A 17,545-nucleotide genomic window follows, 5' to 3' on the forward strand; every position below is an offset into this window, starting at 1 on the left:
GTTCTGGCCCCCTGTTTTGGAACTTCCATAAAAACGACCCCTTTCATAAAAAGGGGCCACCGGTATTCCATGACAACAATATAGAATTCAATTATACCGTCCGAAAAAAAAATTAAAAACAGGAGAAGTCTGTTAATAAAGCTTAGGCAATTTATCCAGTGTGATGGCGTAATCGTTATGATAAGCGTTATAAAGTTCCTCTTTTGTCGTAAACAACTCGGTCTTTCCGAAATCATTGGACCAGGTCATGAACCACAGCCACGGAATTCGCGATTCCGACAACCGGGCTACGCTCGGGATCGGTCCTATTTCGCCGAGTGCAACAAGTTTGCGGGTCGGGGTGATCGCGATCAATTCCTCATATTCCGCCCGTAAATCCGTATGCTGATGAGCCGGCGGATACAAATCCCGAGAGATGATGTCAGCAACCTCGTCTCCGACATATCCTTCAACGAGCGGAGAATTCCAAACCCAGATCAGGTTGTTCAGATCATGAACATTCGTATACCGGTCATACATGATGCGGTATAACTGTCTAGCCGCTTCCGGACCTTTGCTGCCCCACCAGAACCAGGTGCCTTCGGATTCATGGAACGGACGCCACAAAATCGGAATGTGCTTATCGCGGAACTCTTTCAGAATCTCGGCCATTTCGTCCATATCGGAGATAAACGCCTTATACTCCTCCGTTCCTTCGATAATCGCTTTAGTAGCGTCAAAATCCGTATGCTCCGCATAGAAGCTTTTATCCCGGCCGCCAAGCGGAGAGAACCAGTGCCAGGTAAAGGTGATCAGTCCGTTTTCATTTTCCGCCCATTCCCACGCTTTCTGCAGCGTATCCTTGTTCTCGGCAACCTCCAGCAGGCACTCTTCCCCACTGTCGTCATAATTGATGTTCGGTGAATAACCAAGCAATTCAAAGCCGAGCAGCGCCGGCGATTTCCCCGTCACTTCGCGAATGAAATGAAGTTCATCCTGAGCTATGGTCTGCGTATGCTGTCCCGTAATGATGCCCTTTCCGGATATTTCGCTTAAATAGTTCAGAACGGCCTTTACTTCATCGGATGCTTTGGGATTGCAAGGTACAGTATGGATCGTTTGCATGGAATCTACCCTTTCGTTACGCTCAATGACTAAAATGAGACGTTGTTTATTTTTTTATAATACATATTTGTTATTTTTGTTATTACATTTGTCATAACAAACAAAACAAATATAACACCAAGATCATTAGCCAGTCAACTTTTCTCTATATTGGCGCGTCAAAAATCAAATTAACAACTATCTTGCTCTCTCGTTATTTTGTTATGTCCTTGTTTTTATCTGTGCGCAACATTTCCTTAACTCCCGATCCATACCTCCCAGTCGGGCAGCCCATCCAGAGTAATCGTCCAGGGATGATGATATGTCTTCCGCAACTGCTCAAGCTCGGTGTATTCCCCGGAATACACGCGGCGGCCGTCCTCTTCCCTAAACACGAACTCTCCGTACCAGGTGCAGTTCCACGCCCACGGCGTGCAGTCTTTAGCCATCCGATCCGGGTCGGGAACGACGCCGTTCTCCGTCAGGGCGATGATTTTATTCCTTTTTGAGTATGAGGCGGCGGACAGAAAGCGCTCCTTCTGGGACGAGTAGTCATGCTTAGGCGGATAAATATCTTCGCCAAGGATATCTACGTATTCGTCTCCCGGGTACCAATCGGCATGCTGACCGTTCCACACCCAGATCAAATGATTCAGCCCATGATGACGGGTCAGCCGCTCGTACATCAGCTTCCACAGGGCGATACACGGCTCCGGCCCCTTGGCGCCCCACCAGAACCAGCCGCCCGAAGCTTCGTGCAGCGGCCTCCACAGCACGGGAACCCCCGCTTCTTGCAGCAGGGCAAGCTGCGCGGCGATGGCATCGATATCCCGCAGGATCAGCCGGTAATCTTCACTATCAGGATCGCTCATCGCCTTCGCTACATCAAAGGTCGTCGCTTCCGTATAGAATCCTCTGCCCCACGACCGGTCGGGCGGCAAATCGACAAGATCCTTCGGAGCGTTCCAATGCCAGCAAAAGGTTACGATTCCGCCCCGCTTCCACCATTCGATCGCCAGGTCCGTGTCCCGGCATTCCGCTCCTCGCTCCACTCGGGATGGCGAATAATTCATGAAGTCGAATCCGGCTACAGCCGGATATTTGCCAGTGGCTTCATGAATCATATCCAGTTCCGGTGTCGATAACACACCGATTTGTTGGCCTGTCAGCATGTAGCGGCCATAGATACTGCACAAATATTTCATCAGCCCCTGTGCTGTCCTGGAGGCCTCAGGATTAACCAATACCGGTTCGACCTGAAAGTCTAAGCCAGACGAGTTCTGCAAATATTGCCGATTGATTTCTTCCATAAGCTATCCCACTACCCCCGTTCTCTCTACACTTTCCACGAAATGTCGCTGAACGAACAAATACAGAACTATCAACGGCAGGATAGCCAGCAATATCCCCGTGTCCACGACAAGAGCCACGTAGTTCGGATCCATTTTGCCCGAAGCGCCCAATCCCGCCAAAGCAGAAAGGTATTGACCTGCGTCCGCCGGAAACGAAGCGATTTTCAGCGGCATCAAGGCGCTGTCGCTCATAAACAGCGACGTATAGAACGTGTCGTTATACTGCCACACGAAAGAGAACAAGGTCACGGTGATAAGCGGAGGGAGCGCATTCGGCAGCATAATCGTAAAGAAAGTCTTGATTCCGCCCGCCCCGTCGATGAGCGCCGCCTCCTCGATTTCCTTCGGCAGTCCTCTGAAAAACTGACGGAAAATATAAATGAACAACCCTGCCTTTAACCCTGTCCCCGTTGCGGAAGTGATCACGGACGGCCAGAAGCTGTTCAGCAAATTGACGCCATCCTTACCCGTAAACAGGTGAACAAGACCAAGCACGTCAAAGTTCCGGAAATGCAGGTACATCGGCACCATCAAGGTGCTCATCGGAATGAGAATCGTCAGCACGACGAGCCCGAACAACAGGTTGCTCCCCGGAAACTTGAACCTGGCGAACCCATAGCCGGCCAGCGCGGTCGACATCGTCGTCAGCACCATGGTGATAACCACGTAGGTCATCGTATTCAGCAGCAACGGCCAGTAATCCAGCAAATCCAGAGCCAGCTTGAAGTTATCCAGCGTGAAATGCACCGGAATCATGTAAATCGTCGGATTGTAAATATCCTCCTTCGCCTTGAAGGAGACCGAAAACTTCATCAGAATCGGGTAAACGATAATAAACATGATCCCGATGATGAGCAAAAACCGGCAAATCGACCAAAGCCCATTCAGCGTTTTATTTTTCACCCGGTTGATTCGGTTATGGGCGGCCGCGTCTGCGGGGTTCCAAATCGGTTGCATGCCTAGCGCCCCTTCCTAGTTGTGATAAAACGTCTTTCTCGATACGATATAACCCATCACGAGCAGCAATATGCTGACAATAATCGTGTACAGCCAGGCCATGGCGGCGCTTAATCCGAAGTTTTGCGTCTTGAACGCCGTTTCGTAGATCATTTTCGTTACCGGACTATCCGAGAACGAATCGATAATCGTATAAATGATGTTCGTCAAAATCAGCGGACTGACCATCGGGAATGTCACCTTCCAAAACGTCTCATAAGCCGTTGCGCCCTCGATTTTGGCTACCTCGTACATGGAGCCGGGAACCGATTGCAGCGCCGCCAGAAAGATCAGAATCTGCACGCCCGAATTGCTGATAATTTCATAAATCCGCATAACCGCTTCCACAATGTAATCGATAAAGCTGATCGGAAACCCCGCCTCGAACAAAATCATGACCATGGAACGGATATTGAACTGGGAGGAAGCCTGCCCCAGTTGTTCCGCAACCTCCGCATTGCCGACGAGATTAATGAGGCCTGAACTTTCCGCCGCCGCGACCGCCCCCGATGCAAGAATAACGGGTAGGAAGAAGATGGCACGTGCAATTCCCCGGCCCCGGAATTTTTGGTTCAGCAGTACGGCCGAGAACAGACTGAAGAATAAGATCAGCGGCACGTCCACGATCATGCCTAATATCGATTCCGTTAAAATCCGGTTGAAATTCGCATCCACGAACAGCGCATCGGTAAAGTTGCTCCAGCCGACATTTTGCAGCTCATACCCGCCCGGCGATACCGTCAGCTTATTGAAGCTGAAAGAGATCGATTGGGCCAGCGGCCCCGCGAACAGGAAAATAAATCCGATCAGCCAAGGCGCGATGAACAGCAGACCGAGCATGGAGCGTTTTTGCGTAAGCGTTAATTTCAGTCTCATGCCCCATCACCCCCTGCCGCAAAATGCTGAGCTTCCACCCGTACGCCGTTAATCGTTACCGCCTGATCCGTGTAGTTAATGATGACCGACGCCCCGCCTTCGTATCTCACTTCCACAACGCCCTCCCGATGCCGGATATGTTCCGCAATCGGAACGTTCCGCAAGGGACCGAGCACTTCATTGACTTCCTTATAATAGGACACCGCTTCGTCATACCAGGCTTGGTATTCCGTTGAATACATGTAATCAAAACGCGTGAACTTCAGCGTAGAAGAAGGCTCATATGACCAAAGGAAATGCGGAGAGGTCCCCAGCTCAACCGAGCTCAGCATCTGTCTGCGTACTTCCTGTTGATCCCCGAGATTCAGCGCCTCACCGGCATAATCAATAAACCCGTGAACGACCATTTGATAAAAAGGGATTTCCTCATCGCTCAAGCTGAACCGGCTGCTCGAAGCCGGAACGTCAATGACATGCTTGGCATAAGGCCAGCTGTAGGCGCTCGCGTCTGCGAACATCAGATCCGGAAAAGAGTCGCTTAACTTCCGAAGCTGGTCGCTTACGATCGACTTGGCATCTTCACGAAATACGACCCGCTGCACCCGATAATCCGAACTGAGAACAGCGCCGAGATCCCGAAGCGACAACGCCTCGATCCCGTATTTATCGTAACTTTTCGCAAACTCGTCGACATAGTACGGAAGCTTCGCCGGCGACAGGAGGTTGTAGGTCCCGTAATACGGATCCATCCGGTTCATATTCCGGTCATACGGATACAGCTCCGCCACTTCCCGGGTTACGAAACGGGCCGCATCCGACGAAGGATTGAAATTCCCGTCATCTCGGTACACTCTTTGAAAAGCAACATCCGGATAAAGTCCGCCTCCCTGCTCCTTAAGCCGGGCTGACAGCTCCTTCAGATCAGTCACTCTTCCTAACACCCGGTCCGCCTTCGCCTTAACCGGCGGCTTGTGATGGACGCCTTTGCCGAACCAGCCCAGATAACGCATCCGTACATTGGCGATACCGTCACCCTCCAGCTGCTGCGCCATTTCCCCGGCTTCCTCAAAGCTGGTCATCGATATCACGGCATCATAAGGCACGCCGAGAGCAGATTTCTGCTTGTCGATGCTTCCGAGCACATCCAAGTAGAAGGGAAGGTTGGTTCCTTCCTCCAGCGGGTGAAGCTTGTTCTGCGCGACCAGTGATTCCCGGTAAACTTGCGCCATGCCGGAATAACTTGCGTCCTCTCCAGTCAGAAACCGGTAACGAACCGCCAAATCTCCTGAATAGATCTTGTCGCTTAGCAGTTGAATCTCCTGAATCTGGTCTCCGGTGTATAGCTCCAGCTCATCTTCACCGCGCACGGCAAAGCTGCTGAACACATAGTTGTACGAGTTTTGCTTGCCGCTGATATCCGCCGCGATGCTCGCAATCGCATCGCCTTCTTCGATTACCGCGAACCATGCCGTATCGCCGGCCTTCATGCCGTATACCGGCATGGTGGCCTTCCGGGCGACTTGCCCCCGGCTCCAGCTGTTGTCGTTCGGGTCATCCCCGTACACCCGCTGCACGTACTGCTCTTCCTTGACCTTGCCGTTATTGAGCCGAATCAGGGCGCCGCTGCCGTCAGGCACCAGCATGTACCCCGCTTCCTTCGTTCCCGCCGCCCCGAAGAAACGGAGCAGATCGATACTGCGGATCCGGTGCTTCGCGCTTTCCGTAACCTGACCGACCGGTACCGACACGACCAGAGAGTCCCCGTCCAGCCGGTACTCCAACGGCACCGTGAAATTCGGCTTCTCAGCACCGCCGCCGGCCCCGTACCCGTTCGCCTCGTTATCCGCGGCCAGGTCTTCTTCCGTGTACCCGGCTTCTTGGAAGGCGGCCAGCATTTTTTTCAGAACGAGCGGTTTCTTCACTTGGTCGTCGAGCCGTTCCAGCAGCTCCGGATTGTCTTTCACCGGATAGTAACGGGTCTCCACGTACCTGGCGAGCGATTCCTCCAGCTTGCTCAGCACCTTTTCCTGAAGCCTTGTCTTGGTAATATATTTAGGCATGGCGTCAATCCCTAGTGAAACGTCGCCGAGCGTGTACGTCACCCGGATTCCGTTCCGTATTCCTGCCGCCGAGAAATTGTTGTTCGCCACACTCCACGGATTGCTCCAATAAGTTTCAAGCGTACCGATTTCATCGCGGAAGGAGACCGCAAACTGGGAGGCCATCACTTCCTTTTCAAAAGGGGAGGCGATGGCGTCTTCCTCACGGTCCGAAGGATTGCTATGCCAAATTTCGCCGCTTTCCCGTTCCATGACGGACACCTCGGCCGTTTGTTCGTTGTAATACAATGACAATGCCTCGTTCTGCGCGACCAAAATCATTCCCGGAACGCCTGCGGAGTCATCCTGCAGCTTGCTCAGCTCTTTCCCGGGCTCGGGCGCCTCCGCCTTTGGCCGGTAATCGGCAGGATTTACCGCGGGAGCGCCTTGGTTCCATAGCATAAATCCTCCGGCGACAGCGATAATGACGGCACAGGCGAATATTGTCAGGATCCCTTTTCGTTTGTTCATCTGCCCGCCTCCTATACCCGAAAAATAAGCTCTCTATAAATATTGAGAAGAAAATCGTAAATTTGCTGCAGCATGCTGAAAATGAGCGTTCCCAGGAAGACGATGATGCCCATGACGATTACGGTTAATACACATGTCAGCACTGTCTTGGCGGGCGTAAATTGATGAACGGTCATGATGCCGACGAACAGGAGACCGAGAAACCAGAGGACGGCAACCGTATTCAGCAAGTAGTAAAAGGATGTTTCCTCCTGTACCATAAATCGGCTTACCAGCGTCATCGGCGGGTAAATCAGAACCATCGGAACAAGCGCGTAAGAGGTCGCCATCACGATGTCCTTGAATCTTCCCTCGCCACCCATTAGCGTCGTGACCGACCAGTTGGCGATGCTCCAGAGCAGGAACGGGAACAGGACAAAAACGAGCTCGCTTATGCTGTTCAGCCGCCGAGGATCGTTGAAGTTCACCAGAAACCCGGCAAACTGCTTCTGCAAAATCATGGCGACCACAAGCAGAAACAGGATGATCATCGCCACACGCAGCCTGCCCTTTTGTTCATATTTCATATCCCAAAACCCGTCGAACGGATGAACGATGACATGGAGAGGAAATTTAAAATCATCCCGCTTCATGGCCACTCTCCCTCCTTTGCTTCCAGTGTCTCGCTGCTTTATATACGACAAAGGCGGCTGCGGCTGCCAATAGCAGTGTCAGTACCGTGCCGAAATGCTCCTTCATCACTTCTCTGCGGTATCTTTTGTAGGCAACTGAGTAGTTTTTCCGGTCCATGCCAAGCTTGAAGTAGGCAAGGGCTTCCTTATTCTCCTTGCGCATCAGCTTAGCTTTGCCGATCCCGGTGTAAGCGATGTCATAATTCGAATTCAGTTCAAGAACCCGGTTCCAATAGTCTTCCGCTTCGGTATCCTCGCCCTGGTAATGGAGCCGGACCGCCCGGTTCACATTGGACCCGAATTCCGTCGGTACGAACACGACGATATTGCCTTTGCCCCGGTCAAGCACAAGCTGCCTTTCTCCAATATGCTCGACGGCAACCGGCGTTTTGAACATCCCGAGCTGATTGCCGAGCCCTCCGAAAATATATAGGAGATTTCCGGATTCGTCATAAGTGAACACCCGGCCTTGCGTGGAGTCGAGCGCGCTGTACATGCCGTCACCCAACACTTTGATGTCGACGAATTTGGAAGGCCCGGTCGTTCTCCGGTAATAAATATCGCCCGAAACATCGTAATAGCCATACCGCTTCAATACGTCCTCGCCGGACGGATTCAGCCGTTTGATCGGCTCCTTGGACCCAACATCGATATTGGTCGCGTATACGAAGCCTTTATGATCGATATCCTGGTTGGAGAATTCCGTCGGTACGAACAAAGCCATCTGCGCCCGCTGCGCTTTGGTGGAGACGAGCCGCCAAAAATAATCGACATAATTCCGCTTGACCTTGATCGTCCCCACGTAGCCGATGAACGTTCCTTTTTCGTCAAATTGCATGATGCCTTCATAGACACCGTTAGCTACGACAAACACCCGCTTCGCCTCGTCGACCGTCACCTTGAGCGGCTGAAACTGAAAGCCCGCCGGAAGAACATCCGACTGCGGATTTTGAATGATCCGAACAAGCTCTCCTCCCGGGCTTAAAATAACAATCCGCTTGTTGCCCGTATCCGCCACATAAATTTGTTCTTCGTGATCCGTAAAAATGCCGGAAGGATTAGAGAACCCATCCTCTGTACCTTCATTATTAAAAGAAGAAATGACCTTAACCTCCGTCCCGTCTTCACGGAACTGCACGATCCGCTGATTGCCGGTATCCAGCACATACACCGTGCCGGATTTAGAGATATGCATATCGGCCGGTTCCAGAAAATCGCCGACCCCGAGCTCCCTGCCTGTAATGTATCGTTCGGGCAGGTAGGCCGCAGGCATCGGTGTCGCTTCCTCCCAGAAGTTATAATTGTAGCTCTCGTAAGGAGCCTGGGCGGATGACCCGATGATCGGGACCGCCGGTGTACTGGCGGTTGCGGTGGACTCGGGTGCGGCAGAAGCCCGTGAAGAAGCACCCGGCATCACGGAAGTCAGTATCAGGGAGATCGCTGCGGCGCAAATAATCCATTTTTTTGCTGTCATGAACTCCCCTCCCTTAATCCTTCATGCCCGACGTAGCCATCGTTTCGATGATCCGGCTTTGCGCGAACACGAACAGGGTGATTGGAACGCTCATCAGGATGAGTGCCACCGCCGCACCCGCTCCGGCTCGGGCGATCCCGCCCAGAATAATCTGGTTGGCAGCGTAATGAAGCGATTTGAGCTGCTCGCTGTAAATGAATCCGTTTCCGTCGCTTCCCCACAGCATCTGGAACAACAGAATAATCAGGGTCAGCCACGCCGGTTTGACGTTTGGCATGACCACCGACCAAAATATGCGGTATTCGCTGGCACCGTCGATTTTGGCCGCCTCCAGCAGCGCATCCGGAATTTGCTCCATGAACTGCTTCATTAAATACAAGCCGAGTGAGAAGGCAAATGCCGGAACGATGACCGCCCAATACGTATCGATCATGCCGAGCCACGATAGGATCATGTAGTTTGGCGTCTGTGTTACGACCGGAGTAAACATAAGCGACAGCACTACGATCGTGAACAGAATCGATTTGCCGGGAAATTTATGCTTGGCCAGCGGATAGGCCGCAGCCGATGCAAGAATGACATGGCCGAGAATTCCGGCGCCGGTAATGAATACTGTATTGAAGATATAGCGGGAAAACGGGACCCAGGACTGACCCAGCAGGTTCATCAGGTCGAGAAAGTTGTTCCATGTCGGGTTGCGGACAAACAGCGTCGGAGGAAACAGAAAGATTTCATCGAGCGGCTTGAATGCGTTATTGATCGCATAAACGAGCGGGAGCGCCATGAATGCGCCGAACACCGAGAGCAGCAGGAACAGAAAGAAAGTTCCGGCAAATGAACGGTTGACCCGCTTCTTCCCCAGCCGCAATTTGAACTTGAGCGGAAACGGACGGCTCAGCGCTCTTGTGCCGGTCATTTTCGTTTCTACCTTCACGTTTACTCACCCACCTTTTGCAGAAGTTTTTGGACGATCAGGTTCGTTCCGACCATAATAATGAACAGCACGGTCGCGATCGCGGACGCAAAGCCCATTTCAAACCGGGTCGTCCCGTAGTCGATCAGGTGAGTAACAATCGTCTCGGCCGCGTAGTTGACGCTCGGGAAGCCGGCCAGCGCGATTGAAACATCGGCGACGGCAAACGAGGTCGTGAGCTGAATCACAGCGCCGAACATCAGCTGCGGCCGCATGGATGGGAGCGTAATATGCCACAGCTCCTGCCAGCGGTTGCGAATGCCGTCAACTGCGCCTGCCTCATACAGCGTTTTGTCTACCGTTTGCAGCCCGGCGATGAATGCGAGGAACCCGGTTCCCAAGCTGAGCCACAACTGGACGAGAATAATAATCGGCAAGATGTAGGCTTCCGTTTTGAGCCATTGAATCGGCTCCAGGATGAAGCCCAGCTTGATCAAAAGCCCGTTGGCGATCCCGTAACGGTCTCCCGAGAAGATCATCAGCCAAATAAAATAGACGTTGCCCGAAATGGACGGAGCGTAAAAAACCAGTGTCAGAAACGCCCTCAGCTTCGGACTAAGCTCGTTGATGATCCAGGCGAACACGAAACAGGCCAGGTAACTGACGGGCCCTGTGATCGCCGCGAACAGAAGCGTGTTTTTCATCGCGGTTAGGAAGATGTCGTCTTCCAGAAACAGACGGGTGTAATTTTGCCATCCTACAAAACGCGGAAATTCCAACATGTTGAAATAAGTAAAGCTCAGAATAATGGATATAAGAACCGGAAGCACCGTAAACAGCATGAACAAAATCATGTAAGGCGCCAGCAGAATGTAGGAATGCTTGCTGGCTTTGATCTCGTGCCACTTCATGGCCCACCAGGTATTGTGCATCTTGCTTCCCCCCTACTTCTGCGGCTGGCCGAATTCTTCTTGCTTGTTGCGGATTTCGTCGTGGATATACTGGACGGAATCCATAATCGCTTCTCGGGGCTCGATCCCGCTGATCACCGACCTGTAAAACGCGTTAAACAGATTTCTTCCCGTGGAGTACCCGCCGGGCACTTCCGGAATGCCTTCTACCCATTTGAACTGCTCTTCCAGGTTCTTGTAATCCTCCACGGGCCAAGGCAGTTGTTCGAGCGCTTTGATGTTGGCGGTCGGATAACGGGCGGCCGCTCCCATCAGCCCTTCCATCTCCCGGCCGAAGCTCGTTTGCGTCTCGTCACTCGTCCACCATTTCAGAAATTCCCAAGCAGCTTCTTTATCCTTGGCGTTCTCCAGCATTAACACCCCGCTGCCTCCCGAAGGGACCGTGCGGTCCACGCTGCCGTCTTCTTGTGCCGTTCCCGGTACCGGAGCGAAGCCCCATAACCCGCGAATTTCCGGAGCGAAGACGGACAACTGGTTATAGGTGGTGTAGTCCGCGATTCCGATCGGCATCTGCCCGGTACGGAACCGATTCGGGAAATCGTATTCCCGCTCCAGCTTGTAATCGGTGTAATATTCAGTCCATTGCTTGAAAGCTTCTATCCCTGTTTTGGAATCGAGATCCGATTCCGTGTCGTTATTCCTATAGAACTGCCCGCCGTTTTGCATCAGCAAGGTGGCATACATCGAATTAGGCGGTAATGTCGTCCACTGGTTCGGCGCCTGAGCTACGACCGGCAGACCGAAGGCCATATGGTTTTTGTTCAACACGGCCAGCAGGTTCGCGACATCGTCCCAGGTTTCCGGTACTTCGAGTCCAAGCTCGGCCAGCACATCCTTGCGGTAAAACAACATGTTGAACGTCTGCGTTTCCGGCAGCGCATATACCCCGCCGCGATATTCATAAGGTACGATCGCGCTTTCCCGGAAGCGGGCGGCCACTTCGTCGTAACCGCTTAGCTGCGTCAGGTCGGCTGCCGCGTTCCGCATCGCGAAATTGACGGGCAGGTCATTGCCGATTTGCATCGCGACGTCAGGCCCTTGACCGGCCAGCGTCGCCGGCAGAATCGTTCCCATATTGACCAGCTTCAAATTGACATTAATCCCAGTCTCCGGCGTGAACGTTTCATCAATCATCGCTTTAATCGCATTCGCCTGGTCCCGGCCGCTGCCGATCCATACCGTTACCGACCTTTGATCTTTCTTGGCCGACACGTTGCCGATTTGGTTGTAATCAATGAAGAACGATGCGCCGAAGGTTGATAATTCATGGACGATTTTGTCCCCTGCGCTCATTCCGCCGCCCGGCAGTTTCTTTCCCGGCGACGCAATGTAAATTTCGTCGATTTCCAGCGGCTGCTCCCTTGCTTGCTGCAACCAGGTGCCTAAGCCCCCGGTATTTGTTTTGTAAGCCGCCAGTCTCCGCGGTATCGTATCCGGGTCCTTCACCATCTCATCCAATTGCACCGCCATCGTATTTAGCAAGGCTTCCTGATCGCTCGACTGTCCGGACAACTCCACCAGCCTGTCGGCAATCGCGCGCAGCCGTTCGCTTTCCGCCTGAAACAGCTCCAGCAGTTCGGGAATTCGCTGTTCTACGCGATAATCGCGGAATTCGTCCGGTTTGGTGCCGGTAATCATCAATATTTTGCGGTACATCGCATTCAGATTAAGCAAGCTGTCTTCGACCTGCTGGATCAAAGGAGCAAATTCTCCCAAGCTTACTTCCATACGCAGCACGTGCTTGCCCTCTTCCAGCTTGAACAAATACGGATCGTCCCCGCCCATGACATCGATGCGGTAGCCGCTCTTATAACGAAACGGCGCCCGGTTCATCTCCTCGAACGGTACTTGTCCGTCTATGGTCAGCTTTCGTGTCGAGTAAATCCCGCGCACGAAATTTTGTTGGGTGCGGAATCCGATGTGGTACAGCCCCGTTTCAGGAACGTCGATCTCCCACTCGATCCATTGCCCGGGCAACCGCCAGTTATAGCCGCCGATCGTATTAATCCGGACCTTTGACGAATTGTAAGGGCTTACACTCGGGCTTGAACGTTCGCTTAACGGATACAGGGTCGGAGAGGATTTCGCCGTCGCGGCTTCCCCCTGAACGATCACCAGCTGTCCTTCGGTTTCTTTTAATCCTTCCGCTTGGTACTGCTGCAACACCTGTTCATACGGGAGTGCCTCCGCATATCTGAACAGCTTTAAGCTGCGAATAACCATCGGCTCCCGGGATGCGGACAGCGTCAACGTATGCTCTCCCTTTTCTAAATAAAACTGCAGCGGCTCCGTAATAAAACCGTCGGAATCCTCCAGAAGAACTTCCCGCCAACCCGGCCGTTCTGCCTGTTTCGGTCTGAGATCGTTGCCCTGATTATCCTGTTCGATCTCCGCCTTCTCGTTGTCCCAGATCCGGTCAAATTGCAGGTAACCCGCTTCTTCAAACGGGATGCTGCCGTCGATTTTCAGCTGCCGTTCGATGGAGGAGCTTTTACCTTCGACCGGATAGTAAAGCAGGGACAAATTATAGAGGCCTCCCTCAGGGATGTTCACCTTCCATTCAAGTTCGCCCTGTTCCCCGGTATATACCGAAATCCCCTTGTTTCCTTCGTAGTCCTGGAGCTTCTTGACTTCCGCTCCATCCTCGCGGGAATAGTCCGCAGCTTCGATGACTATTTCATGATCGGGACGAGACTTACCTTCGAACCCGGCTAAATACTCACCATACGAAGGTTCGGCCGTACTCCCCTTCACCCCGGCGGCCAGCTTGACCACAGGGAGCTCTGATCCCATTTCACTGTTACCCTTTGAGGCGGACCCGCCGCCAAAACTGCCGGAGAACCATAAGATCAGCACCACGGCGGCAACGGCGATGAGCATCCAGCCCCATCTTGTTCTCCATTTCCGTATCCCAGTCAATGTCCATCCTCCTCGCACAACCCGTGTGAACAAGAAGGGGACGCGATTAATCATTACGTCCCCTTCTTGCCTGTCTATTCAGCTAGCCGACGCGAACCGTTTATTTACCGAGTTTATCGACGGATGCCTGCGCCTGCTGCTTGTATTTTTCGGCTGTAGCGGTGACGGATTGATTGTTCACGATAATGTCTTCCACAAAAGTATTCGTTGGATAATCCGGATAGGCTTCGTCCAAGGTAATGACGCCTGTTCCCTTAATGTGCTGGAGAATCATATCGATGTCTTCCTGATTGCCGTACATGCTTTCCAGATAATCCTGCCCCGGATATTCCTCGGTCGGCGGGAAATCGAACGTTTCTTCATAAGCTTGGTATACGGCGGCCGCATCCTTCACGCCTTTAGGGATGAATTTGGCGGATGCTGATGTATTCGCATAGGTTTGTTCCGATGATCCTTGCGGCCCGTTCGGGAAAGGTACGATCCCGATGTCGAAGGTCAAGTCGCCGAGCATCCATTCCGCTGCAGGGAACATCGCCACATTGCCGTCTTTAAACGTGTTTGTTTCTTCCCAATTTGTTTTATTGCCTGTTTTAACCCGAACGACTTTGTCGACATTATATAAACGGTTCACGAATTCCGCAGCTTCAATGGTACGCGGATCGGACAACATTTCTTTTGCGTTTTGGGAATCCACGGTCACTCCGCCGTTGGCCGCCGTAAAATGCTTCACAGCGTCAATGGCCCACCCGGAAAATCCCCAAACATCGGTTTTTCCGTCATTGTCCGTATCCTTGGTTGCCTGTTTGGCGATTTCCAAAAATTTATCCCAGTTCCATTCTCCTTTACTGTAGATCTCCTGAAGATCCGGAAGGCCCAGCTTTTTGAACAATTCCCGGTTATAGTGGATCCCGGGCCCAAGGGAGATCGGATTGTCGAAGGCATACTCCCCGCCTGCAATCGCAGGGTATTTGGTTTGCAGATTGCCCTCGTTGTTAATATTGTTTTTCTCTGTCGTAAACTCGCTGATCTGAAGCAATTGCCCTTTCAAAATGGCAGGTAACGCCGATTTATATTCCATCTGCACGATATCGGCGAACGGCTCACCGGCCAGAACGCTCGTCGTAAATTTGTTCATGTATTCCTCAAACGGAATGTTCACGAATTCAAATTTGCAGTTATATTTTTTTTCGACCTCGGCAATTTTTTCAAGGCGCGCCTTATCGCCAGCGGTTGCACCGGCCGGCTTTAAATCCCACCATGCCGCAACCTTAATGATTCGTCCGCCCAAATCGACCGGAGGCTCCTCCGACGGTTCAGGCTCGGCCGTATTCTGCGGAGTCGTGTTGGTTGATTCGGGAGACGGCGCCGGCTGACTCTGTGACGTATTATTGCCGCCGCCGCAAGCGGAAAGCAGAAAAACAAAGCAGAACAACAGCAAAGAAAGCCCTTTCAATTTCTTCATTGTGAAAACCTCCCATTTGTTCTATAGATTCTACCTTCATGAAACCCCTCTTACATTTCAAACCAAACGAATAACAAAAATAACATAATAAAAACAAGTTATTGATAATCACCTCATTTTGTTATTGCCGTTTGGAAAATAATATACAACCAACCAACTAATTCGTCAATAAATAATTATGATAACAGAAGTGATTTTATGCTAACATGTCCGTGAGAATAAAAAGAAAGCCCCAACGACAACATGTCGTTAGGGCTTTCTTCTATTTTAGTTTTGCTTATATTTCTTGATCTTTGTTAAATACGGAATTATCTTTTAAAATAACTTCTCCCTGGATGAGCAGCTTCTCGAAATTAGATTGAGGATTAGCCATACGCCATAAAAGCTTGTCTACTGCACGCATGCCGAGAAGCTCCTTGCTAACATCCACGGTAGCAAGTAACGGCAATGATTCGTCGGTGTTATCGAATCCGGTGATCTGAACATGGCCGGGAACATCGATCCCCAGCTTTTGCAATGCTTCCATAACAAATAGAGCTGTCGTGTCATTCGTGCAAACAAATACCTCGGGTAATTCGTAAGATGCCACGACCTTGGGAATCGCTTCGTGGATATGCGCGATTTCTGGACCAATCAGCTCGGCAATCTGTTCCTGTTTCAGGTTATGATCATCAAGCACCGACTTGAATCCGATCCAGCGTTCGTAGAAGCTTTGAGCATATCCGATAAGCCCGACAAACTGAAAGTTCTTATATCCTTTGCTGATCAGTTTGACCATCATTTCCCTCATACAGTGAAAATTATCGGCAAACACGGCATCCGCCTGAAAGGCCGGATCCTGATGATCCACCATAACTACGGGAATTTCCAGCTTTTTGATGTCTAGCAAAATCTGTGTCGATACGGCTCCGATCGTGACGATACCGCCGATAGCCTTCGGGTTGAGCAAGGAAAACATATGCTCGCCGGAAGGCTCCGTGAGCGTAAGAATATCCGCCCCTCTCTGATTCAGTCGCGCGGAGATTCCGTTAAAAACCGGTCCCCAATAAAGTGAATCCGCGTCCTGGTAGCGGACATTGGGAAACAGCACAAGAATAGCGCCGGAATGGGCTTCCCCTTCCGTGTAGGTCGGAGAGCTTTGGAGCATGACCGATTTGCCTGTATCCTTAAAGTATCCAAGCTGACCCGCGGCCTTCAAAATCATCTCTCTCGTCTGGGCACTGACTCCCGACTTCCCCGAGAGCGCGCGTGAAACGGCAAACTTGGAAACACCGGAAAAATCTGCGATTTCTTGTATAGTTACTTTTTTCATTATATCAACCTACTTGACGACATATTTATTCACCAACTGCAAGCCTGTTAGCTTTCGTTAGGTTGATTCCATAATAACATGGATGGAACATAAAGAAAAATACAGATTTCACAATGTTTCTATCAGTTTCCCGCACTCTCATACCGCCGCAGGCCGATTCGCAGAATCAGCAAGGCCAGACCGACGAAATAGGCCGCTACCAGCGGACTGAACCAGCCCCAATAGCTCCAAGGCTCCTTACCGAACATGGCGGCCGCCGGAAAGAAACTGACGAATGCAAACGGCACGATGATCGAAATAAAGAGCTGCAGGCCCAGCGAGAAAATCGTGATCGGATATTTGGCGAACTCGCCCAAATTATGGACCATGATCGGGAAGGCGTTCCCGCTGCTGCGGATCCAGAAGGCGGAGCAGTTCGCCGCCAGATTGATAGCCACCCGGATCGTCATCGCGGAAGCAAACAGCAAAACGGCCATAACGATGGTCTGAAGGTTCCAGGCGATGTCGATATGGGACAAAGAAATAGCGATAATGCTTCCGCCGATTAGAATATTTCCTAATCCGTTCATGCCGATCCCCGTACAAAAAATTTGCAGCACGATCGGAACCGGCCGCACCAGATAACGGTCCAGTTCGCCCATATTGACCAGCCGGAGCATCCGCCAGGTCCCCTCGAAGAATAGAGAGCCTACCCCCTCCGACACATAAATGGCGGCATACATAAAAGCAACCTCCCAAAGTCCCCAGCCTTGAATATCCGGAATTCGGGAGAATACGACCCACAGGAACAAAAACCCCGTAATCTGGGTCATCGCCGCGGCACCGATCATGATATAGAAATCGGCGGAGTATTCCATCATCGCTTTTAACTGCTGGCTGTACAAACGCCAGTATAGATACAAAATTCGCCGGGGCGAATTTTTCACCCGTATATTACTCTCCATTC

Annotated in this window: 13 protein-coding genes; all 13 read right to left on the minus strand. The window is 51.7% G+C overall.

Annotated elements, in window-relative coordinates; translation table 11 throughout:
• Nucleotides 1-132: 132 nt before the first annotated feature.
• The gene (locus KB559_RS02065; RefSeq protein WP_211019920.1) at nucleotides 133-1,104 is read right to left on the minus strand and encodes a glycosyl hydrolase; all 972 of its coding nucleotides are present in this window, start codon (nucleotides 1,102-1,104) and stop codon (nucleotides 133-135) included.
• Nucleotides 1,105-1,340: 236 nt separating this feature from the next.
• Complete coding sequence (locus KB559_RS02070; RefSeq protein WP_211019921.1) at nucleotides 1,341-2,393, minus strand: glycosyl hydrolase; 1,053 nt, start codon at nucleotides 2,391-2,393, stop codon at nucleotides 1,341-1,343.
• A gap of 3 nt (nucleotides 2,394-2,396) precedes the next feature.
• Nucleotides 2,397-3,392 carry a carbohydrate ABC transporter permease gene (locus KB559_RS02075; protein WP_211019922.1) on the minus strand — a complete coding sequence of 332 codons (996 nt, stop codon included), beginning with the start codon at nucleotides 3,390-3,392 and terminating at the stop codon, nucleotides 2,397-2,399.
• 15 nt (nucleotides 3,393-3,407) lie between these two features.
• Nucleotides 3,408-4,307, minus strand: coding sequence for a carbohydrate ABC transporter permease (locus tag KB559_RS02080; RefSeq protein ID WP_211019923.1), 900 nt, complete (start codon nucleotides 4,305-4,307; stop codon nucleotides 3,408-3,410).
• Complete coding sequence (locus KB559_RS02085; protein WP_211019924.1) at nucleotides 4,304-6,877, minus strand: DUF5696 domain-containing protein; 2,574 nt, start codon at nucleotides 6,875-6,877, stop codon at nucleotides 4,304-4,306. Before KB559_RS02085 ends, KB559_RS02080 begins: the two co-directional genes overlap by 4 nt.
• 11 nt (nucleotides 6,878-6,888) lie before the next feature.
• Nucleotides 6,889-7,509 (minus strand): Yip1 family protein, encoded by a 621-nt coding sequence (locus KB559_RS02090; RefSeq protein WP_211019925.1) that lies wholly within the window; start codon nucleotides 7,507-7,509, stop codon nucleotides 6,889-6,891.
• Complete coding sequence (locus KB559_RS02095; protein ID WP_211019926.1) at nucleotides 7,496-9,022, minus strand: NHL repeat-containing protein; 1,527 nt, start codon at nucleotides 9,020-9,022, stop codon at nucleotides 7,496-7,498. Before KB559_RS02095 ends, KB559_RS02090 begins: the two co-directional genes overlap by 14 nt.
• 13 nt (nucleotides 9,023-9,035) lie before the next feature.
• Nucleotides 9,036-9,938: a carbohydrate ABC transporter permease gene (locus tag KB559_RS02100; RefSeq protein WP_211020235.1), complete on the minus strand. Its 903-nt coding sequence runs from the start codon at nucleotides 9,936-9,938 to the stop codon at nucleotides 9,036-9,038.
• Nucleotides 9,939-9,958: 20 nt separating this feature from the next.
• A complete protein-coding gene (locus KB559_RS02105; RefSeq protein WP_211019927.1) occupies nucleotides 9,959-10,867 on the minus strand; it encodes a carbohydrate ABC transporter permease in 909 nt (302 codons plus the stop codon).
• Nucleotides 10,868-10,879: 12 nt separating this feature from the next.
• Complete coding sequence (locus KB559_RS02110; protein ID WP_247681551.1) at nucleotides 10,880-13,786, minus strand: extracellular solute-binding protein; 2,907 nt, start codon at nucleotides 13,784-13,786, stop codon at nucleotides 10,880-10,882.
• Between the two features lie 139 nt (nucleotides 13,787-13,925).
• The gene (locus KB559_RS02115; protein WP_211019929.1) at nucleotides 13,926-15,287 is read right to left on the minus strand and encodes an ABC transporter substrate-binding protein; all 1,362 of its coding nucleotides are present in this window, start codon (nucleotides 15,285-15,287) and stop codon (nucleotides 13,926-13,928) included.
• A gap of 277 nt (nucleotides 15,288-15,564) precedes the next feature.
• Entirely contained in the window at nucleotides 15,565-16,602 is a 1,038-nt protein-coding gene (locus tag KB559_RS02120) for a LacI family DNA-binding transcriptional regulator (protein ID WP_211020236.1), read from the minus strand.
• A 119-nt stretch (nucleotides 16,603-16,721) separates the two neighbouring features.
• On the minus strand, nucleotides 16,722-17,543 hold the full coding sequence (locus tag KB559_RS02125) for an ABC transporter permease (protein WP_247681498.1): 822 nt from the start codon (nucleotides 17,541-17,543) through the stop codon (nucleotides 16,722-16,724).
• Nucleotides 17,544-17,545: the final 2 nt, after the last annotated feature.

This window comes from Paenibacillus sp. Marseille-P2973 (assembly GCF_018101095.1).
Taxonomy (GTDB): domain Bacteria; phylum Bacillota; class Bacilli; order Paenibacillales; family Paenibacillaceae; genus Fontibacillus; species Fontibacillus vini.

Bases quoted from the DNA above. Each gene is read 5' to 3' on its own strand.
- KB559_RS02125 (WP_247681498.1), bottom strand. From the start codon at position 17,543: ATGGAGAGTAATATACGGGTGAAAAATTCGCCCCGGCGAATTTTGTAT.
- KB559_RS02110 (WP_247681551.1), bottom strand. From the start codon at position 13,786: ATGCTCATCGCCGTTGCCGCCGTGGTGCTGATCTTATGGTTCTCCGGC.
- KB559_RS02075 (WP_211019922.1), bottom strand. From the start codon at position 3,392: ATGCAACCGATTTGGAACCCCGCAGACGCGGCCGCCCATAACCGAATC.
- KB559_RS02095 (WP_211019926.1), bottom strand. From the start codon at position 9,022: ATGACAGCAAAAAAATGGATTATTTGCGCCGCAGCGATCTCCCTGATA.
- KB559_RS02085 (WP_211019924.1), bottom strand. From the start codon at position 6,877: ATGAACAAACGAAAAGGGATCCTGACAATATTCGCCTGTGCCGTCATT.
- KB559_RS02115 (WP_211019929.1), bottom strand. From the start codon at position 15,287: ATGAAGAAATTGAAAGGGCTTTCTTTGCTGTTGTTCTGCTTTGTTTTT.
- KB559_RS02090 (WP_211019925.1), bottom strand. From the start codon at position 7,509: ATGAAGCGGGATGATTTTAAATTTCCTCTCCATGTCATCGTTCATCCG.
- KB559_RS02100 (WP_211020235.1), bottom strand. From the start codon at position 9,938: ATGACCGGCACAAGAGCGCTGAGCCGTCCGTTTCCGCTCAAGTTCAAA.
- KB559_RS02070 (WP_211019921.1), bottom strand. From the start codon at position 2,393: ATGGAAGAAATCAATCGGCAATATTTGCAGAACTCGTCTGGCTTAGAC.
- KB559_RS02080 (WP_211019923.1), bottom strand. From the start codon at position 4,307: ATGAGACTGAAATTAACGCTTACGCAAAAACGCTCCATGCTCGGTCTG.
- KB559_RS02065 (WP_211019920.1), bottom strand. From the start codon at position 1,104: ATGCAAACGATCCATACTGTACCTTGCAATCCCAAAGCATCCGATGAA.
- KB559_RS02105 (WP_211019927.1), bottom strand. From the start codon at position 10,867: ATGCACAATACCTGGTGGGCCATGAAGTGGCACGAGATCAAAGCCAGC.